The organism is Dyadobacter sp. CY326 (assembly GCF_021390515.1).
Taxonomy (GTDB): domain Bacteria; phylum Bacteroidota; class Bacteroidia; order Cytophagales; family Spirosomataceae; genus Dyadobacter.
Map to the genome: position 1 here is coordinate 16,474 of NZ_JAJUXI010000004.1, position 17,468 is coordinate 33,941.

10 protein-coding genes are annotated in these 17,468 nt (G+C 44.4%); 4 read left to right on the top strand and 6 right to left on the bottom strand.

Annotated elements, in window-relative coordinates; translation table 11 throughout:
- Positions 1-960 precede the first annotated feature (960 nt).
- The gene (locus LZG73_RS08455; RefSeq protein ID WP_233847610.1) at positions 961-2,163 is read left to right on the top strand and encodes a VCBS repeat-containing protein; all 1,203 of its coding nucleotides are present in this window, start codon (positions 961-963) and stop codon (positions 2,161-2,163) included.
- Position 2,164: 1 nt separating this feature from the next.
- Complete coding sequence (locus LZG73_RS08460) at positions 2,165-3,010, top strand: sugar phosphate isomerase/epimerase (protein WP_233847613.1); 846 nt, start codon at positions 2,165-2,167, stop codon at positions 3,008-3,010.
- Positions 3,011-3,089: 79 nt separating this feature from the next.
- Here LZG73_RS08460 and LZG73_RS08465 read toward each other — a convergent pair whose 3' ends face one another.
- The 6 genes from LZG73_RS08465 to LZG73_RS08490 form a co-directional block, all read right to left on the bottom strand.
- On the bottom strand, positions 3,090-6,014 hold the full coding sequence (locus tag LZG73_RS08465; RefSeq protein ID WP_233847615.1) for a TonB-dependent receptor: 2,925 nt from the start codon (positions 6,012-6,014) through the stop codon (positions 3,090-3,092).
- A gap of 188 nt (positions 6,015-6,202) precedes the next feature.
- A complete protein-coding gene (locus LZG73_RS08470; RefSeq protein ID WP_233847616.1) occupies positions 6,203-7,189 on the bottom strand; it encodes a T9SS type A sorting domain-containing protein in 987 nt (328 codons plus the stop codon).
- A 26-nt stretch (positions 7,190-7,215) separates the two neighbouring features.
- Positions 7,216-8,097 (bottom strand): hypothetical protein, encoded by an 882-nt coding sequence (locus LZG73_RS08475; RefSeq protein WP_233847619.1) that lies wholly within the window; start codon positions 8,095-8,097, stop codon positions 7,216-7,218.
- 62 nt (positions 8,098-8,159) lie between these two features.
- Complete coding sequence (locus LZG73_RS08480) at positions 8,160-8,333, bottom strand: hypothetical protein (RefSeq protein WP_233847625.1); 174 nt, start codon at positions 8,331-8,333, stop codon at positions 8,160-8,162.
- A 160-nt stretch (positions 8,334-8,493) separates the two neighbouring features.
- Positions 8,494-10,020, bottom strand: a complete 1,527-nt coding sequence (locus tag LZG73_RS08485) for a malate:quinone oxidoreductase (RefSeq protein ID WP_233847626.1) — start codon at positions 10,018-10,020, stop codon at positions 8,494-8,496.
- Positions 10,021-10,251: 231 nt separating this feature from the next.
- Entirely contained in the window at positions 10,252-10,836 is a 585-nt protein-coding gene (locus LZG73_RS08490; protein WP_233847629.1) for a hypothetical protein, read from the bottom strand.
- A gap of 273 nt (positions 10,837-11,109) precedes the next feature.
- Here LZG73_RS08490 and LZG73_RS08495 point away from each other — a divergent pair, with 273 nt between their 5' ends.
- Together LZG73_RS08495 and LZG73_RS08500 are read left to right on the top strand one after the other, a co-directional pair.
- Entirely contained in the window at positions 11,110-14,079 is a 2,970-nt protein-coding gene (locus LZG73_RS08495; RefSeq protein WP_233847635.1) for a C25 family cysteine peptidase, read from the top strand.
- Between the two features lie 90 nt (positions 14,080-14,169).
- Positions 14,170-17,451, top strand: a complete 3,282-nt coding sequence (locus LZG73_RS08500) for a C25 family cysteine peptidase (protein WP_233847643.1) — start codon at positions 14,170-14,172, stop codon at positions 17,449-17,451.
- The last annotated feature ends 17 nt before the right edge of the window (positions 17,452-17,468 follow it).

The window sequence follows — 17,468 nt, forward strand, 5'->3', positions numbered from 1 at the left end:
TCATCGGCACGACTAATATCATTGCGCCAGGTTTCAACCTGGCGATAAGGTAGGATTATTCTATATTTCCCTAGCTTGTTTTGCATTGGCTGTTGTAATCTCCGGATTAAAATCCGGAGTTGATATATCGGCCATGCCTGACGGCATTTCTTCTGGCCAAAAGTGCCATCGGCACGACTAATATCATTGCGCCAGGTTTCAACCTGGCGATGAAGAGGGATTATTCGATATCTCCCTGGCTTGTTGAATTGAGGTTAGTTGTAATCTCCGGAATGAAATCCGGAGTTGGCATATCGGCCATACCTGACGGCATTTCTACTGGCTAAAAGTGCCATCGGCACGACTGATGTCATGGCGCCAGGTTTCAACCTGGTGATAAGGTAAGATTATTCGATATTTGCCTGACTTGTTATGCATTGGCTATGTTATAATCTCCGGATTAAAATCCGAGTTGGCATATGGGCCATGCCTGCCGGCATTCTTCTGGCCAAAAGTGCCATCGGCACGACTGATATTATTGCGCCAGGTTTCAACCTGGCGATAAGGTAGGGTTATTCGATATTTCCCAGACTTGTTGAGTTGAGGCTAGTTGTAATCTCCGGATTGAAATCCGGAGTTGATATATCGGCCATGCCTGACGGCATTTCTTCTGGCCAAAAGTGCCATCGGCACGACTGATATCATTGCGCCAGGTTTCAACCTGGCGATAAGGTAAGATTATTCGATATTTCCCCAGCTTGTTGAGTTAAGGTTTTGTTGTAATCTCCGGATTAAAATCCGGAGTTGATATATCGGCCATGCCTGACGGCATTTCTTCTGGCCAAAAGTGCCATCGGCACGCCCAATATTGTTGCGCCAGGTTTCAACCTGGCAATGAAGATTATCCATGGGAGTAAGATCATAGAAGAGTAAAATCAGCAACCTTTCCTTTTTAGTATACAGATACTAAATCCTTGCTCAATGATGTCGATTGCAAAACAATTAAAATGGTTGTGTCTGATCCAGATCTTACTCCTTTCCTATGCGTGCCCAGCGCAGACAAAAACAAAAAAAGGAGGAACAGTTTCATTTAAAAAGCAAGAACTGACCAAGCGATTCATTTCCGAAGGAGCCGCTATGGGCGATGTGAACAAGGATGGGAAAAAGGACATTCTTGCAGGCGCCTATTGGTTTGAAGCGCCTAGCTGGAAAGCGCATGAACTGGCCAAACCGGACACATTCGTGGTCAATGGCAGTTATAGCGACTCGTTTCTGGACTTTGCAATGGACGTTAATCAGGACGGGTGGATTGATCTGATCCGGATTGACTGGCCTGGAAAACCTGCGTTTTGGCACGAGAATCCTAAGGGAAAGCCGGGTTACTGGCCCAAACACGAGATTCACGCATCGGTTGGAAATGAGTCGCCTATGCTGGTGGATGTTGACGGCGATGGCCGTTTGGACTTGCTTTGCAATGACCCGACCGCGAAAAAAGTCATTTGGCTCCGTGCCCCTTTGAAAAAGGGCGAAACGGCTTGGGAGAAATTTACAATCAGCAATGATGAGAAAAATGCCACGCACATGTATACGCATGGCATTGGTTACGGTGATATCAATGGAGACGGCAGAAAAGACGTTGTTATAAAAAGTGGTTGGTGGGAAGGTCCGGAAGGTGGGCCCGCCAAACAGCCGAAAGACGCCGATTGGAAATTCCATCCCGCAGACCTCGGCAAAGATTGCTCCCAAATGTATGTGATGGATCTCAATGGCGACGGATTAAGCGACGTTTTGAGTGCCTCAGCGCATGATTACGGCATATGGTGGCATGAGCAAGGAAAAGATGAACAAGGCAATCCAACCTGGCGGCATCATGATATCGACAAGTCATTTTCACAGACGCACGGTGTCGCATTGGCCGACATTAATGGGGATGGAAACATGGATTTCGTTACAGGAAAACGCTATTTTGCGCATCATGGTAATGATCCGGGTGAGTTTGAACCGGCTGTGATTTACTGGTTTGAATACAAGCCTGGGAAAGTGCCAAGCTGGACAAGACATGAAATTGACAACGATTCAGGCGCTGGTTTGCATGTGACAGTGGAGGATGTTAACAATGATGGGCTGTTGGACATTGTTACGGGAAACAAAAAAGGAGTTCGCGTTTTTACACAGAGCCGCTAGTATGAAATTTGGCATTAACACCTACTTATTCTCGTCGCCATTTACGAATGAAAGCGTTTCATTCTTTCCCAAATTCAAGGAGTGGGGATTTGATTTTGTAGAAATCGCTGTTGAGGAGCCTGAAAATATCAATGCTGAATTTGTAAGAAAAGCATTGGATGACAATGAATTAGAATGCAGATCTGTATGTGCAGCAACCGGCCCGGGTCGCGACCTGCGGGGAAATCGCAAAGAGCAAATTACTTCCATCGAATATGTTCAGACCCTAATTGACATTGCGCCAATTCTGGGAAGCCAATTAGTTGCCGGGCCGATTTATTCAGCTGTTGGTCGTGCTAATCTTGTTCCTGAGGAGAAGAAGGAGAAGCAATGGAAGATGGTCGTCAAGAACCTGAAAATTCTGGCTGATTATGCAACCGAGCGCAATGTCAAATTGGCATTGGAGCCACTCAATCGCTATGAAACAGATTTGATCAACACTTGCGATCAGGTGCTTAACCTAATCACTGAGGTGGGAAGCGATTCTTTAATGGTGCATCTGGATTCGTTTCACATGAACCTGGAAGAAAAAGATCCGGCACTTGCTATCAAAAAAGCAGGTGCAAAGCTGGGTTTGCTGCATGCCTCAGGAAGCGACAGGGGCACACCCGGCGGCGATCAGATCAATTGGGATCGGATATTTGCAGCATTGGACAACATTAATTATCAGGGCGACATTGTCATTGAATCATTTACGCCCGACGTGAAAATTATCGCGAAAGCCGCTTCCATCTGGCGGCAGGTTGAGCCATCCAAAAAAGCGATCGCCATTGACGGGCTACTGTTCCTGCGCTCACTGGCGTTCTGATTACATTTAAAAAGGCACAAAAAAGCTCCTGCAATATCCAACATTATGTTGTATATGCAGGAGCTTTTTGACTTGAACCTTAGTTTAACAATCCATCAAATGTAAGTGCTGCATAATACAAGCCGCCCAATGTGGGGCCGCCCGCGTATTGAATATAATTTCTGTTGAAAATATTACTGCCCCCAACCTTAATGCTGGCCTTAATTTGCGGCACTTTGTAAGTTACTTGCGCATCAACCGTGTGGATTGCCGGAACCGCACCATTCACAAGCGGACTCTCCCACAGGAATGCTTCCTGCCATCTGTAAACGACACTGAAACCCAGATTTTTTGCAATTTGACGGTTACCAAATTGCACATTGGCTGTCCATTCCGGCGTGTTAAAACCTGTTACGAAAATGTCCGTCGTAGCGTTGGATTTGATCTTGTTAAAGCTTGTATTTCCAGAAACTGTGAAGTTTTTATAAAAGTTATAAGTCAGTCCCAACGAAGAGCCGTAGTTGCGGTATTTGTTTTTTGCATTGGTATAAACACGATAACGATCCTGGCCCGCGTCGCGGTTTGCGTCCAGCATTGCCAATATCGCTGCATCCGTTCCGACTGTCTGACCTCTTGGCACATCAACCTGCACTTGCCCAAGGAAACCGTCGTAAGTGTTTGTATAAGCATCCAGGTCAAAAACCAATGTGTTATTCAGGAAAACGCTTTTGTAACCAAATTCATAAGAGTGAATCTGCTCCGGACGACCTTTGTCCAACTGTGCCTTTACCAATAAATTACGGTTTGCCAAAGCAGCTTCATTGCGATTAGCGCCAGCCGCAACCGCAGCATTTACAGCCGCATTGAAATTCACACCAGATGATCGGGTGTAACTGTTGTCCAGATAACCAAGCCCTTCGTTAATGTAAGACAAACTGCCCACACGCTTTACACGGCCATTATTTACATATGATAGCGCTTCAAAAAGTCCTGGGAAGCGATAACCTTGCTGATAAGTGAAACGAAAGTTGTTGTTAACCGTTGGTGAATAAACCGCGGCCAGACGTGGCGTCATTTTCGGGTCAAATTCCGGGTTGTAATCATAACGCAATGAACCAAAAATCTTCAATTTATCCTTGAAAAACAGCTTGGTAACCTGTGCAAATGCGCCAATTTTCTTGTAATTGATCTTGTCACCAAAAGTGCCGTCTTCCAATTGTTTGCCACGATCTGCGATGGGTCTTGAAAAGTCGACAAATGTGTTTCCGTCTGGTGTGATTTGATAGTCACGCGCGTCACCGCCGATCAGTAAATCAAAAACCTTTGTATATTTTGACAAATCCCACTGACCTTCAATGTGATACAAATGACTTTTTTGAACCAAAGCCGCACCACCCGAAGCAGGAGCATCAGGAATGGTCGAAGATTTAATGTCCCAATTATTAATGCTGCGGATTAAAGCCTTTTGATCATCAAATGCTTTCGTTCCAGGAACAGCCCTTTTCGCGTCGGCAACTCCGCGTGCAAATTGCGTTGCAGCTGCCAGGTTCGCGTCCGTTAAAGCGCCGCCATTTTGTTCCGCGTAAGTATTCAATGCCGTTTTATAAGCCGTGCCCCAAGCCGATCCGCTTCCGCCCGTTGAGAGATCCATGTTATCCGCTAACGGCTTCACATTGAACGAATCGCCGGAATCTTCCAACGACATATATGCTCTTACTAGGAAGTTGCTTCCTTTCAGGTCAATTTTATGGTTTTGAACAATCACATTGTCAAGCTGGATCTTATTTCCGCGTTGGAAAACGCCGTCCATTTTACCAACACGATAACTGTAAGAAATCTCAGCCTGATCACTCAAACGATAATGCAAAGCCGCGTCAAATTTCAGGTTATCCACATTTGGGCTTACCAAATCCTTTTCCCAATAACCTGTGCGCGCCACATTCAATGTCTGATTTGCTTTGCCATTGATGGTTAAGCCGCTCACAGAAACCGTGTTACTTCCCGCAAGGACGTCGTCGCCATATTTATTCCAGCCGTCAAATGCCACATTGTTAGCACCATTTAAAGCAGGATAGTTTGGGTTTGCGCTTTTTAGATTGTTTGGGTTTTGGTCCAAACGCGTGTCCGCAAGCCAATCCGTTCCCTTCATATAACCAAAATTGACTTTGAAAGCGAACTTGTTATTGAATGCTTTGGCATAGCGAATCGCAGTTTCTGTCAAAATGCTCGCATCGCGACCTGTGCCGCCGACGTGGTTTACCCCAGTTTTTTGATAAACGCTTAATCCCTGATAGAAGAAAGGGCTTTTGGTCAAGAGGTTAGACATTCCATTGATCGCATTCAGACCGTAAAGCGCAGAAGCAGCGCCAGGCGTGATCTCAACGCTCGCAATGTCGAGTTCCGTGGGCCCGATCGCATTGCCCAGTGGCACACCCAATGTCGCTGCCTGCATATCGATCCCGTCGACAAGTTGCATGAAACGATAATTACTTGGAATGTTAAAACCGCGTGTATTTGGTATTTTAAAGGTCAGACTTGAAGTCGTCATCTGAACGCCTTTCACGTTTTCGAGTGCGTCGTAAAATGATGGAGACGGAGATTCGCGAATCGCACGAATGTCCAGTTTCGCAATCGCAACGGGCGATTTGAGAATGCTTTCCTCAACCCTGGAAGCAGTAACTACAATCTCCTGAGCGAGTTGCGTCTGTGTAACCAGCTCAACATTCAAGTTTGAGCCGGGGCTGGTAACTTCAAATTCCTGAGTCTGAAAACCAACACTCGTGATGATCAGGGTGAAGGGATATTTTGCTTTTGAACGCAACTTAAATGTTCCGTCGCCTTCCGTTGTTGTCCCGGTTACGGTTCCTTTAATTAAAACGCTTACGCCCGGTAATGCACTTTTATCCGTTTTGTCAATAATTTTTCCTGAGATCTCAATGAAATTGTTTCCTTGTCCGAACGTAATGAGAGGGATAAAAAGTAAAATGAAGAGGGAAAGCTTTGCGGCTTGGTAAATTATTTTCATAAATGTAAAAATGTGGTTTGTCTTACTCTATAAAATTGGTAGACAAAAGTATGCGTCTTTTCGCTAAGCACCAATTATTTAGCTAAAAGATTCATTTACATTTTTCTAAATCATGGTAACGCACCATAAAAAAATGTCCCGGATGCGTTCCGGGACGTGTGTGAGTGTGTAAAAATTAAATCTAATGTCTAGTTTTTGAAAATCTTGCCTGATTTGACCGAGCCATCTTTTTGCGTAATGCTAATCAAGTAAACCCCCGCTGGAAGCTCCTGTAAATTGATCTTTTTTTGTGGCTCACTGACCTCGACAAACGTTTTTCCATTGCTGCTTGTAACGCTCATTGATTTGAATGATGCCCAATCAGCAGATTCAATTGAAACCCAATCCTGCACTGGATTCGGATGAAATGTTAGATCATAGTTGCCTTTTAAATGCACTTCCCGAACCCTACTATAAGCATAACTTCCATCTTTATCCATCATTTTAAGCCGATATAAATTTTCGCCTTTCAATGGATTTCTGTGTTCGAATGCATAATTCGTTCGCATTTTACTTTCGCCAGAAGCGTCAACATGGCCAATTTCTTTCCACGTTTTGCCATTAGCGCTATGCTGAATTTCGAAATGATCACTATTGCTCTCCTCCGAAGTACTCCAAGTTAACAACGCCCGATCCTCATTGCCAATAGCCACAAAGTCGATAAGCTTGACCGGTAAAATGCTTCCAGACTCGGTGGCCGTTACAACAACCATCTCCTTTGATGCAACAATCTCTTCCAAATAATGCGTATTCACATTCACCGCACTCAAATTAGTAGGAACAGAATAAATCAAATCTTCCTTCGCAAACGAAAACTGCAAAAGCGACTCATCATTCCCATTAAGCTCGGATGGGGCATATTGCATTCCGATTTTCCCGGTGAAGTTGATTTGATTAGAAAATTTGTAAACGCGGTTAATGCTGTTGGTAGGCTTTCCGACAATGGCAACATCTGAATGTATTAGGCTATTGTTTTTCAAAACCAAATCCTGGGACGGAGCGAGTGATAGGCCGTTGATGGTAATGACTGCTCCGGTTTGAATGGTTAGATCGATATTGCCGGTAAGAAGCTGTGCTTGGGTAGTTAGTGCAATTGGCCAAAAGAGAAATAGCAAAGCAGCATGTACACTGTTCATAATACTAAACATTTGTAAATTAGATATTATTGCTTTAGAACTAACCTTCCGTTGAAATGGCCGTCTTCGTTGGCCTTGAATATTTCGAATCCACTCGCACCAGGATTTTCAACTTCAATGTGTATCATGTCCCCTTGAATAAGCTGCAAATCGAGTGAAGATTTTGTCGCACCCGAAAAATTACTTTTGAAATACTCATTTGCCACTGAAATGGAGTTTCCGTTTCTTGTCCTTATAAAGCTCGTTAGGACATCGTAGGTTTCTATGTCAAATGGCTTATTCCACGTGAGCTTCAAATCGAAATGATAAATACCGTTAACAGGTGCTATAAAGGTGCTATGGGGAGAAGCATTTAAATCATTGTAATTTCCGCTAATGTCATAATCTTGATTTGCAAAAGCGACCTTCACGGTCGACCCGGGAGCCAAGATTTCACTCCCCCCTCCCTGCACCCCACTCGCCCGAAACGCGACATTCCCCACAATATTCTCCCAAGTAGCGTTCCCATTCCCATCCGAGGTAAGCACTTTTCCTGCTCCGGGGGATTGTCCCGGTCCTGAGATTTTAACCGGTCCGCTTACTTCAAGTGCGGTGCCGTTTGTGTTTGCACTGGAAGCAAAAACACCGGTTCCGTTTGAAATAGCAGCGCCTACAACTCCTCTTCCATTTTGCGAAACACCTCTTATTCCGATGGCATCTACACTATTGCCTGTAATGGCTGAGGATGTCGGCGCATCATTGGTGTTTTCGATAAAAAATGCTGCCCCAGGACCATTTCCTGTTTTTGCATATGGAAGCGCCAGATTCGCTTCCGCGCCAATTGGACTCCAAACAGGATTCTGAGATGTTCCGGAATTGTAGTAGAACCCAGCTTTACCAATTGCTGCGTTTGTATTATATACAAGCAAAGCATTCGCCGGATTAGGGATAGTTGTGTTGTCTGAAAGTGATTGTAGCGCAATGCGGGGGATCAAAAGTCCTTTGTCCGTTCCCCAACATCCAGCGCGGCGCTGGGATCGGGTTGGAGGGTGTTGATGCCGACACCTTGTGCGAAAATGCTTTGACCTGCAAATAGGAGGGCTGCTGTAAATGCAACTTTGAAAATCTTCGAAGGGGACGTTCCGGTTTTTTGTAATGGAAACATTCGTTTTCTCATCTTGTTTTGGTGGATAGTGTGAAAATATACCTGGGTCCAAGATGGATGAGAAAGGTATGCTAGATAAAAAAAGCCCTGGAAGTTCTTTCCAAGGCTTACTAAAATTATGTATTTGCACAAATCAATCAAGACAGCGCAATGTGGTATATCAAGCAGTCAGCTCCTCCGAATAATGCGACGCGCCGAGCTGTAAAACTTCGGTTGTCCATGCGCGGGTTTTGGCTGCGAGTTCGGCATCTTTGGCTAGTGATTTGCCGTAAGACGGGATGATTTTTTTGAGTTCCGCCTGCCATTCGGCTAACTTGGCTTCTTTAAAGCACTTATGAATCAGTTCGAGCATAATGGAAACGGATGTGGAAGCGCCCGGAGATGCACCTAGCAATGCTGCAAGTGAACCGTCTGCGGCAGTTACCATTTCGGTGCCGAATTCAAGCACGCCGCCCACTTTTTTGTCTTTTTTAATCACCTGAACACGCTGTCCGGCCATTTCCAGATCCCAGTCTTCCAGTTTCGCTTCCGGCAGATAATCTTTCAATGCTTCCAGTCTGTCTTCCGGCGATTGCCTCACCTGGTCGATCAGATATTTGGTCAAAGGAATGTTATGAATTCCCGCTGCAAGCATCGGGCGAATATTGTCTAATTTGATCGACAAAGGCAAATCTAGGAATGATCCGTTTTTCAAAAACTTGGTGGAAAAACCAGCATAAGGGCCAAACAGAAGCGCTTTTTTGCCGTCGATCATCCGTGTGTCCAAGTGAGGAACGGACATTGGAGGTGAGCCAACGGAGGCCTTTCCGTAAACCTTGGCCTGGTGTCTTTCAATGATATCCTGGTTGTTGCATACAAGCCACTGACCGCTGACAGGGAATCCGCCAAAACCTTTTCCTTCCGGAATGTTCGACTTTTCGAGAAGAGGCAATGAGCCGCCGCCTGCTCCGATAAATACAAACTTGGTTTGAACGCTGGTTGTTTTCTTAGTCGCACGGTCTTTCACTTCGACGATCCAGGAGCCGTCTTTCTTTTTCTCAAAATCATCGACCTCGTGATTCAAATATAAATTAACGCCTTCCTGTTCTTCCAAATATTCAAACATGAATTTGGTAAGCGTTCCAAAGTTGACATCAGTTCCCAGCTCCATTTTGGTCGCGGCCACTTTATCGTCCGGATTTCTGCCATCCATCACCAACGGAATCCAGTTGCTGATCTCATTTTTATCCTCCGAAAATTCCATCCCATGGAAAAGGTGATGTTTTGTAAGGCCCTCGTAGCGTTTTTTGAGATAGTCAACATTGTCATCACCCCATACAAAGCTTAGATGTGGAATGTTGTGGATAAATGCATCAGGTGACTCAATGATCCCATTTTCAACGAGATAGGACCAAAATTCTTTTGAAACCTCAAACGATTCAGCAATTTTGATTGCCTTCACAGTTTCAACAGAGCCGTCTTCCAATTGGGGCGTATAATTCAATTCGCAAAAAGCGGAATGTCCGGTTCCAGCATTATTCCAAGGGTCAGAGCTTTCAGCCGTAACCCGGTCGAGTCGTTCGAAAATCGAAATCGTGATCGCCGGATTCAGTTTTTTAAGCAAAACTCCCAGCGTGGCACTCATGATACCGGCCCCAATTAAAACAACATCAGGGGAGATCGTTTCAGAAGAATTTTTGGTAATCATCGGAGAAAAAATAGTATGTTAATGGGACGTATAACCCCGGAAAAGTACAATAAATTGATTGTCAGAGTTAACATAACACATCTTAACCCGAAAATAGTTTAATTTCAAAAATAAAAGTTAGACGTTTTACAAGTTCTTGATTTGAAGCAAATAAAACTTGGGACGGTGAAAAAAGGGCATAAAAAAAGCTGCCTACAAACGTAAGCAGCCCAATATTTTCAAAACTAATTTTTACAAATCTGCTTCAATGAAATCAGATTCTTTGATGTTTAATGCTTTGACAACAGCATTATAATCTTTCCAATCCACCGTTGCATTCGCGCGTCTGAATGATTCCGTAGGAACAAGTATAACTCGTATTGACTCGAAAACGCGATCTGGCGCCGTTGGCTGATCCTCTGACCAGCTTATCGGTCTTATATCAACAAAGAATGTTCTTCCGTTGCGAAGCGATTGTTTGAAATTGAATGTTGTAGACTTGCCTGCTGAAAATTCAACAACTCCTGGCAATGACCACCACCAATTCTGGCTCTTAACATAAACAAACACACCGCAAGTGCTCAGGAATGTAGTATCGGCTGGTGTCAGGTTGCTGATCCCGAATGTGTAACCACCTTTATCAGACTTAACCGAGGCAGTTGTGATCACTCTCGCACCCAACGCGTCTTCACCGGCAACGCCTGTATCACCTTTCATACCAGCTGGTCCCGCGGGTCCCGCAGGCCCTGCTGGTCCAACGTCACCTTTGTCACCGTCGCAACCAAGCGATATTCCAATAACAGCTATCCAGGCGCAGAAAATTAGTTTTTTCATCATATTAAAAGTTGTTTAAGTTTTAGATTCGCGTTCCGGCAAATATAATCACGATTTTGTCGGATCACGAAAAAATCGTGCCGTTAACATTGTTACAAGGTGCAAATAGAATTAGTATGACGAATAAATTGGGAGAATTCTGTAAAAAATGCCGACGAACTTGTTCCGCCTGCAAATAATTGTAAATTTGTTAACTAAATAAAAGTGGATAATCGTCGTTTCCAACAAATAAAACAGTACATTTTCAACTGAGCAATATAATTAAATGGTCCTTATATGAGATTTAAAAATTCTACACTTCTTCTCAAACACATCTTACTTTACATCATTCTGCTTCAAGGTGGAAGCAGCGCCTTTGCCCAAAAATGGAGCGGCGTAAACGGAAATGAGTGGTTGCAAGGCAAGTACGGACAAAAATGGGTTCGTATCGGGGTTAATGCGAAAGGCATTCACAAAATTGCGATCAGTGCGCTGCCCGCTGATTTTCAAAATGCTGACAAAGCCAGGCTTCAATTATGGCACCGAGGCAACGAGGTGAGTCTGATCAAAGCTGATGCAAGCGAAATTCTTTTCTATGGCGTTCCTAATGACGGAGCCTCCGATGAACTGCTTTACCGTCTGCCGTCATCGAGGAAAAATCCTTATTTCAGTACATTCTCCGACGAAAGTGCTTACTTCCTAACCATTGGCTCGTCTAACGGTGCACGTGCTGTCGTGGAAAATACCCCAGTTGATAACGGCATCGCAGCGCTGACATCGCATATTAAAACGGAGTTGAAAACATACCAGAACGAGTATACGCACACGACGCTTTACTCGCTGCGACCGACAACGTTAAACAGCTATTTTGAAGAGGGCAAAACAGGAACCGGAAGCAGAATTCCAATTCCAACCAGCCTGAACACAACGCATACTTCGAATCCGAAGCCGATCAATTATACGAACAACTACGTTCCGGAGCCATTTACTTTCAATGTGAAGAACCTGCTGGCGGGCTCAGTTCCGAATGTAAAGGTCCTTTTGAGTGGCCGTTACGGCAGTGCACAGGCGGAAATTTTTGTTGGAAAAACGCCTAGCACTTTACGTGCGGTGACCTCGGTTTTTACTTCTGAATTTGCGCCGCTGGAAGTTAACTTCCCTTTGACGTCTGCTGACTTTGTGGACGGAACCGGCGGAACCTTTGGTTTTAGAGCAACTGTTGCACAAAACTTCTTCTCCGTTTCTTACTTCACAGTAACTTACAATCAGGCCATTGATATGCAGGGGCTTAATTCGTATGAATTCAATTTTCCTGCGGTAAGTGCTAATTCGAAGTCGAGAATTCCGATTACAACACCTGCGGCGGCAAGTCTTTTTTATGACATCTCAAAGGTTGACCAGCCAAGGATCATTCAGGGCTCTGCTGCCAATCTAATGGTTACGCGGGACGATGGTCCGCTTAAATTATTGGCCACAAATGAGACCGTTTTAGTGGCGGATGGAAAAATCTCAACCGTTGAATTCAAAGAAACGACGCCATCTAACTTTGACTATCTAATCGTTACGAATGAAACACTTGCTAATGCAGGCAAGTTGTTTGCAGATTACCGCGAGTCAGAGTCACCAGGCAAAAGATATAAGCCGCTGGTTAAAAAGATCAAAGACATTTACAATGAATTCAACTACGGCGAGCCAAGTCCGGTTGCCATTCGCCGATTTGTTGACTATATGATCTCGGATAATAATAAGGAAAAATATTTATTGCTGATTGGAAAGTCGGTAACTCGTCCTGACAAGGTTGTCAAGGAATTGAATAATGAAGTTCCAACGATCGGCTTCCCCGGTTCTGACATATTGCTTGTCGATGGGTTAAAAGGAACTCCCGAGGATGTCCCAACAATTCCCGTTGGCAGAATATCCGCAATCACAGAAAAGCATGTGACGGATTATCTTGATAAAATCAAAACCTACGAATCGCAGAAAGATCTTTTATGGAGAAAGAATGTGATGCACCTGAGCGGAGGAAAGGATCAGCTTGAAATCAATCAGTTCTCAGGATATCTTTCCGCAATTGGTAGTGCGGTTACCAATGCGCCTTTCCAAGGAGTCATTTTGAAAAAAATCAAGAGCATTCCTCAGGACGTGCAGGAGCAAATATCCATTTCGACCGAGCTGAACGGAGAGGGCGCTGTGAAAGGTTTGGGAATGGTGAGCTATTTCGGACATGGGTCTACCTATCGCACAGACCTTAATGCAGGTTATGCTACGGATGCGGCGAAGGGTTACAATAACACTGGGAAATATCCGGTGCTGTTCTATAACGGCTGTGGAGTAGGGAATGTTTTTAGTGATTTATTCGACGAAAGTGTAAATCTAAGTTCTTCAAGACCAATGTCATTGGACTGGCTTTTGGCACCAGCCAAGGGGGCAATTGTTGTGTTTGGAAATGACTGGGATGCTTATGCGAGTGTTTCCAATGAATATCTGGATAGACTTTATCCATTGATTTTCTCCAAAAATGATTCGCAGCGCGGAACAATAGGACAGATTCTTAGGGAAGTGGCCGCACAAACCAAGATTGCAAAAGGCTACACTTATAATCCTGTGCAAAACGGGCGTGTCGCTGCTTATTATGACGCCGATCGTGCCAACATCCATCAGGTGTTGCTGCAAGGAGATCCTGCATTGCGGGTGCTGCTTAATGAAGGCGCGCTTCCAGTTGATCTGATTTCGTTTGATGCGAAAGTAAATGGTGTTGACAATGTGGAAGTAACATGGAAAACCGCATCAGAGAAAAACAACAGTCACTTCGTTGTTGAAAGAAGTTACAATGCAAGAAATTTTGAATCAATTGGCAGGGTTGAAGGCAAGGGTGACTCCAATTCGGAGCATGCTTATAGCTTTATTGATTCTAATCCATTGGATGGCACGAGCTATTATCGCCTGACACAAGTTGACCTTGACGAAATCGTAGGCGGACAAACGAAACCCGGCATCAGCACTGCTTCGTCAATCGTTTCCGTAACGAGAAATAACACAAGCACATTATCGGTTTCGCCTAATCCGACGGCTGACTTTGTTGACATTGATCTTAAAGCGCCCGTAGCGATTAAATTTTGGAACCTGATCAATGCGAGCGGGAAAGTGCTTCGCCGCAATGAAGTCGGAAAGCGCGTTAGCTTGCTTAATTTATCTGCCGGAGAATATTTGATTGAAATCACCACAGTGAATGGTGATAAGTATACCAAAAAGGTGATCAAATACTAAGCATTTCTGGCACAATTGACATTAGAACTCACACTATACTTTGCTTTTTTCGATATGTTTTGCAAAAAAAAATACCTCGCTCTTTTTTTGTTGATATCCATATTAATAAGTGGTTCCCTTAGCGTTTTTGCGCAATGGGGACCACCTTATACAAATAGCTGGATAACTTACGGAAAGCCTTACGCAAAGGTTGTAGTTTCCCAAAAAGGAATTCATAAAGTGCCGTTTGCTGCGCTTCCAGCTGGTTTTCCAGTTGATGCACCCGCAAAGATTCAAATGTGGCACCGGGGAAAGCAAGTGGCAATTGTGAGCACTGCCAATAATGAAATCGTTTTCTACGGAGTCCCAAACGACGGAGCAATCGATTCGTTGTTATATAGACCAATGAGTGGCAGGCTCAATCCCTACACAAGCCTTTACTCGGATGAAAGTTCATATTTTTTGACAATAGGAGACAACAACGGTCTTCGGGCGCAAGTGATTAACCAGGCAGCCGATGAAAATATCAAGTTAACGGCTGCTCACAGCCAGACAGATGTTACCTCTTTCAGCAACGAATATTCACTAAGTACACTCAGCGCGATTCGGGCAGACTTCTTCAACAGCTTTTTCGAAAATGGTGCGAGTAAAACCGGCGTCACGGTTCTAGGCGGAAAAGTCACCAACTATAACATTCAATTGGTGAACCGATCTGTGGGTGCTTCTGAAAAGCCGATCGTAAAGTTGATGATTCATGGGCGAAGCAACAGTTCACGCGTTGTGGAAGTTTCGGCTGGTAAAACCGAGCAATCATTGCGTTTGGTTCACAAAATTCCTAACACCAACTTCACAGCCTCCATTTACTCATTTCCATTGGAGGCAAGTGACCTGAACGCGGATGGGAAAGCCGTGATTTCATTAAAATCAGTTAGTACGGACACCAGAGACCGTTATTCGTTGGCCTACTACACAATCACTTATCCGCAAAATGTCAATATGGGTGCGAATAAGTCTTACACCTTTAATCTAAAAGGTGCAAGCAATGGCTGGGCAAAGTTAGCGGTAAACAATGCGCCAGCAAGCAGCACAGTCTATGACATTACAGACCGGGATGTTCCAAAACTTATTACAGGAAAGATTACCAGCTTGATGGTTCCGGTGAAAACGGGTGCTAACACTGAATTATATGTAACCAGCGAGGCGATTACCGTTGCGAAAACAAGCGTAACAAGTCTTGACTTAAAGAGAGCTACGCCTAAGGATTACAACTACATCATTATTACGAGTGAAAATCTTAGAGAAGGCGCCGATGCTTATGCAAAATATCGGGCGTCTGCGGAAGGAGGAAGTTTCAAACCCTTAGTCGCGGACATTAAAGACATTTACAACCAGTTCAACTTTGGCGAGCCAAGTCCTGTCGGAATCAGGCGTTTTATGGATTACATGCTCTCCGACAATAGTAAAGACAAGCATTTATTCCTGATTGGCAAGTCAATCGCTTTCAATGAGCGGATGGTTCGAGAATTGCCTAACGAAGTTCCAACGATAGGTTTTCCAGGATCCGATTTATTGCTTGTTGAAGGCCTGGCCGGCAGCCCGAAGGAGACGCCGGCAGTTCCCGTCGGCCGTCTTTCCGCATTGACAAACCAGCATATTTATGATTATCTGGACAAAGTCAAAGAACACGAAACAGCGCTTGATGGGGATGTCAGCTGGCAAAAGAATGTTCTCCATCTCAATGGTGGAAAGTCAGCACAGGAAATAACGCAGCTTAAAAATATTCTTTCCGGACTAGCGCCGTTGGCTGAGAAGGGTTACACCGGTGCCATTGTAAAACCTTTCGTAAAGCAGCAGGGAATAGGAGAGGTTGAATCCGTGAATATTACTCCTGAGATTAATTCCGGTGTGGGATTGCTGACCTATTTTGGCCATGGATCAACCACGGTAACCGATCTTGACATTGGTTACATTACCGATGCGGCGCGTGCGTATAATAATCGAGGTAAGTATCCGCTGATGTATTTCAACGGCTGCGGTGTAGGAAATGTGTTCAGCGGGCGCTTTAACCCAAGTCCTTCGGCTTCGGACAGAATAGCACTATCGCTAGACTGGATTCTTGCGCCTAAAAGAGGGACGGTTGCGCTCATTGCCAACACATTCGACACTTACGTTTCTTCTACGACAAAATACCTTGAACAGTTATACACGGCCATGTTTCTCGATAGTGAAATATCAAAGCTGTCGATAGGAAATGTGCAGAAGGAGGTTGCAAAGAAGATTTTCGCCACGGGCTATAATAGTTATGACGTCGGAAATGTACACCAAGCATTGTTGCAAGGCGATCCCGCGCTTCATATGATCAGCGTCAATTCTCCCGATTATTCGCTACGACCCAATGAAAGTATATTTTTATCGGCTGACGCGGCAGGTAAAACCATTGAGCAATCAACATCTTTGAAAACAGCTTTGATTATCAGAAATCAGGGAAGATATAATAAGGATGAGAAGGTTAGCGTGCAGATCAAGTATTTTTATGAGGATGGCAAGCAGGATACGAAATTGCAAACGATTCCCGCAGTCTCAAACCTGGACACGATCTATGTTTTGACTCCCAACAAACGAAATCTCAACAGGGTTGAGGCCAAAATTGATCCGGAAAACTTACTTGTTGAGATCAGTAAGGCAAATAATTCAGCAGAATTGATTGTCGATTGGAGTGTTGCGAAAGGTCAATCTCTTTATCCAGCCGAGATAGTGAAGGACATTGTTCCTCCCATATTGAATGTGTTTTTTGACGGCCGTGTTATCCAAAATGGCGAAATTGTGGCTGCCAATCCCGAAATAAGCTTTGTTCTTGCGGACGACAGATTCATGCCAATGGACACGGCGCTTTTGGAAATATTTATCAAATCCTGCGCTGACAACACTTGTGATTTCAAGAGGCTTAATTTCACTGACATTAAATTATCTCAACTGACAGACCGCTCATTCCAAGCGACTTATGCATCTGAATTGCAAGCGGGTGTTTACCAGCTTTTAGTGAATTCGAAAGATTCCCAGGGAGCAACTGGTTTGAATGCTTATCAAACGCAATTTAATATCATGGGGTCCAAAATGAAGATTTCTGTTGTGCCAAGTCCCAACCCCGCGTCCAATTATGTCCGCTTCCACGCGGAAGGTTACGATGCCCGAAATTTGCAGACAATCAATTATACCATCTACGATTTAAGCGGAAACCTCAGAGCGGAACATCTTTTTACGCCTTCCTCGGCTGCAAGCGATTGGTATTGGAAGCCAGAAGTGACATCGGGTGTATATATTTACAAAGCAGTGGTTAAGCAGCAAGGAAACGGTGAAGCAACTGTTTCAGGAAAGATTGTAATTGCGAAATGATTAATCAAGGGATTTGC

What these genes read in the sequence shown, in the direction of transcription:
- LZG73_RS08465 (WP_233847615.1), bottom strand. Translation starts at nt 6,014, where the DNA reads ATGAAAATAATTTACCAAGCCGCAAAGCTTTCCCTCTTCATTTTACTT.
- LZG73_RS08455 (WP_233847610.1), top strand. Translation starts at nt 961, where the DNA reads ATGATGTCGATTGCAAAACAATTAAAATGGTTGTGTCTGATCCAGATC.
- LZG73_RS08485 (WP_233847626.1), bottom strand. Translation starts at nt 10,020, where the DNA reads ATGATTACCAAAAATTCTTCTGAAACGATCTCCCCTGATGTTGTTTTA.
- LZG73_RS08490 (WP_233847629.1), bottom strand. Translation starts at nt 10,836, where the DNA reads ATGATGAAAAAACTAATTTTCTGCGCCTGGATAGCTGTTATTGGAATA.
- LZG73_RS08480 (WP_233847625.1), bottom strand. Translation starts at nt 8,333, where the DNA reads ATGTTTCCATTACAAAAAACCGGAACGTCCCCTTCGAAGATTTTCAAA.
- LZG73_RS08460 (WP_233847613.1), top strand. Translation starts at nt 2,165, where the DNA reads ATGAAATTTGGCATTAACACCTACTTATTCTCGTCGCCATTTACGAAT.
- LZG73_RS08470 (WP_233847616.1), bottom strand. Translation starts at nt 7,189, where the DNA reads ATGAACAGTGTACATGCTGCTTTGCTATTTCTCTTTTGGCCAATTGCA.
- LZG73_RS08495 (WP_233847635.1), top strand. Translation starts at nt 11,110, where the DNA reads ATGAGATTTAAAAATTCTACACTTCTTCTCAAACACATCTTACTTTAC.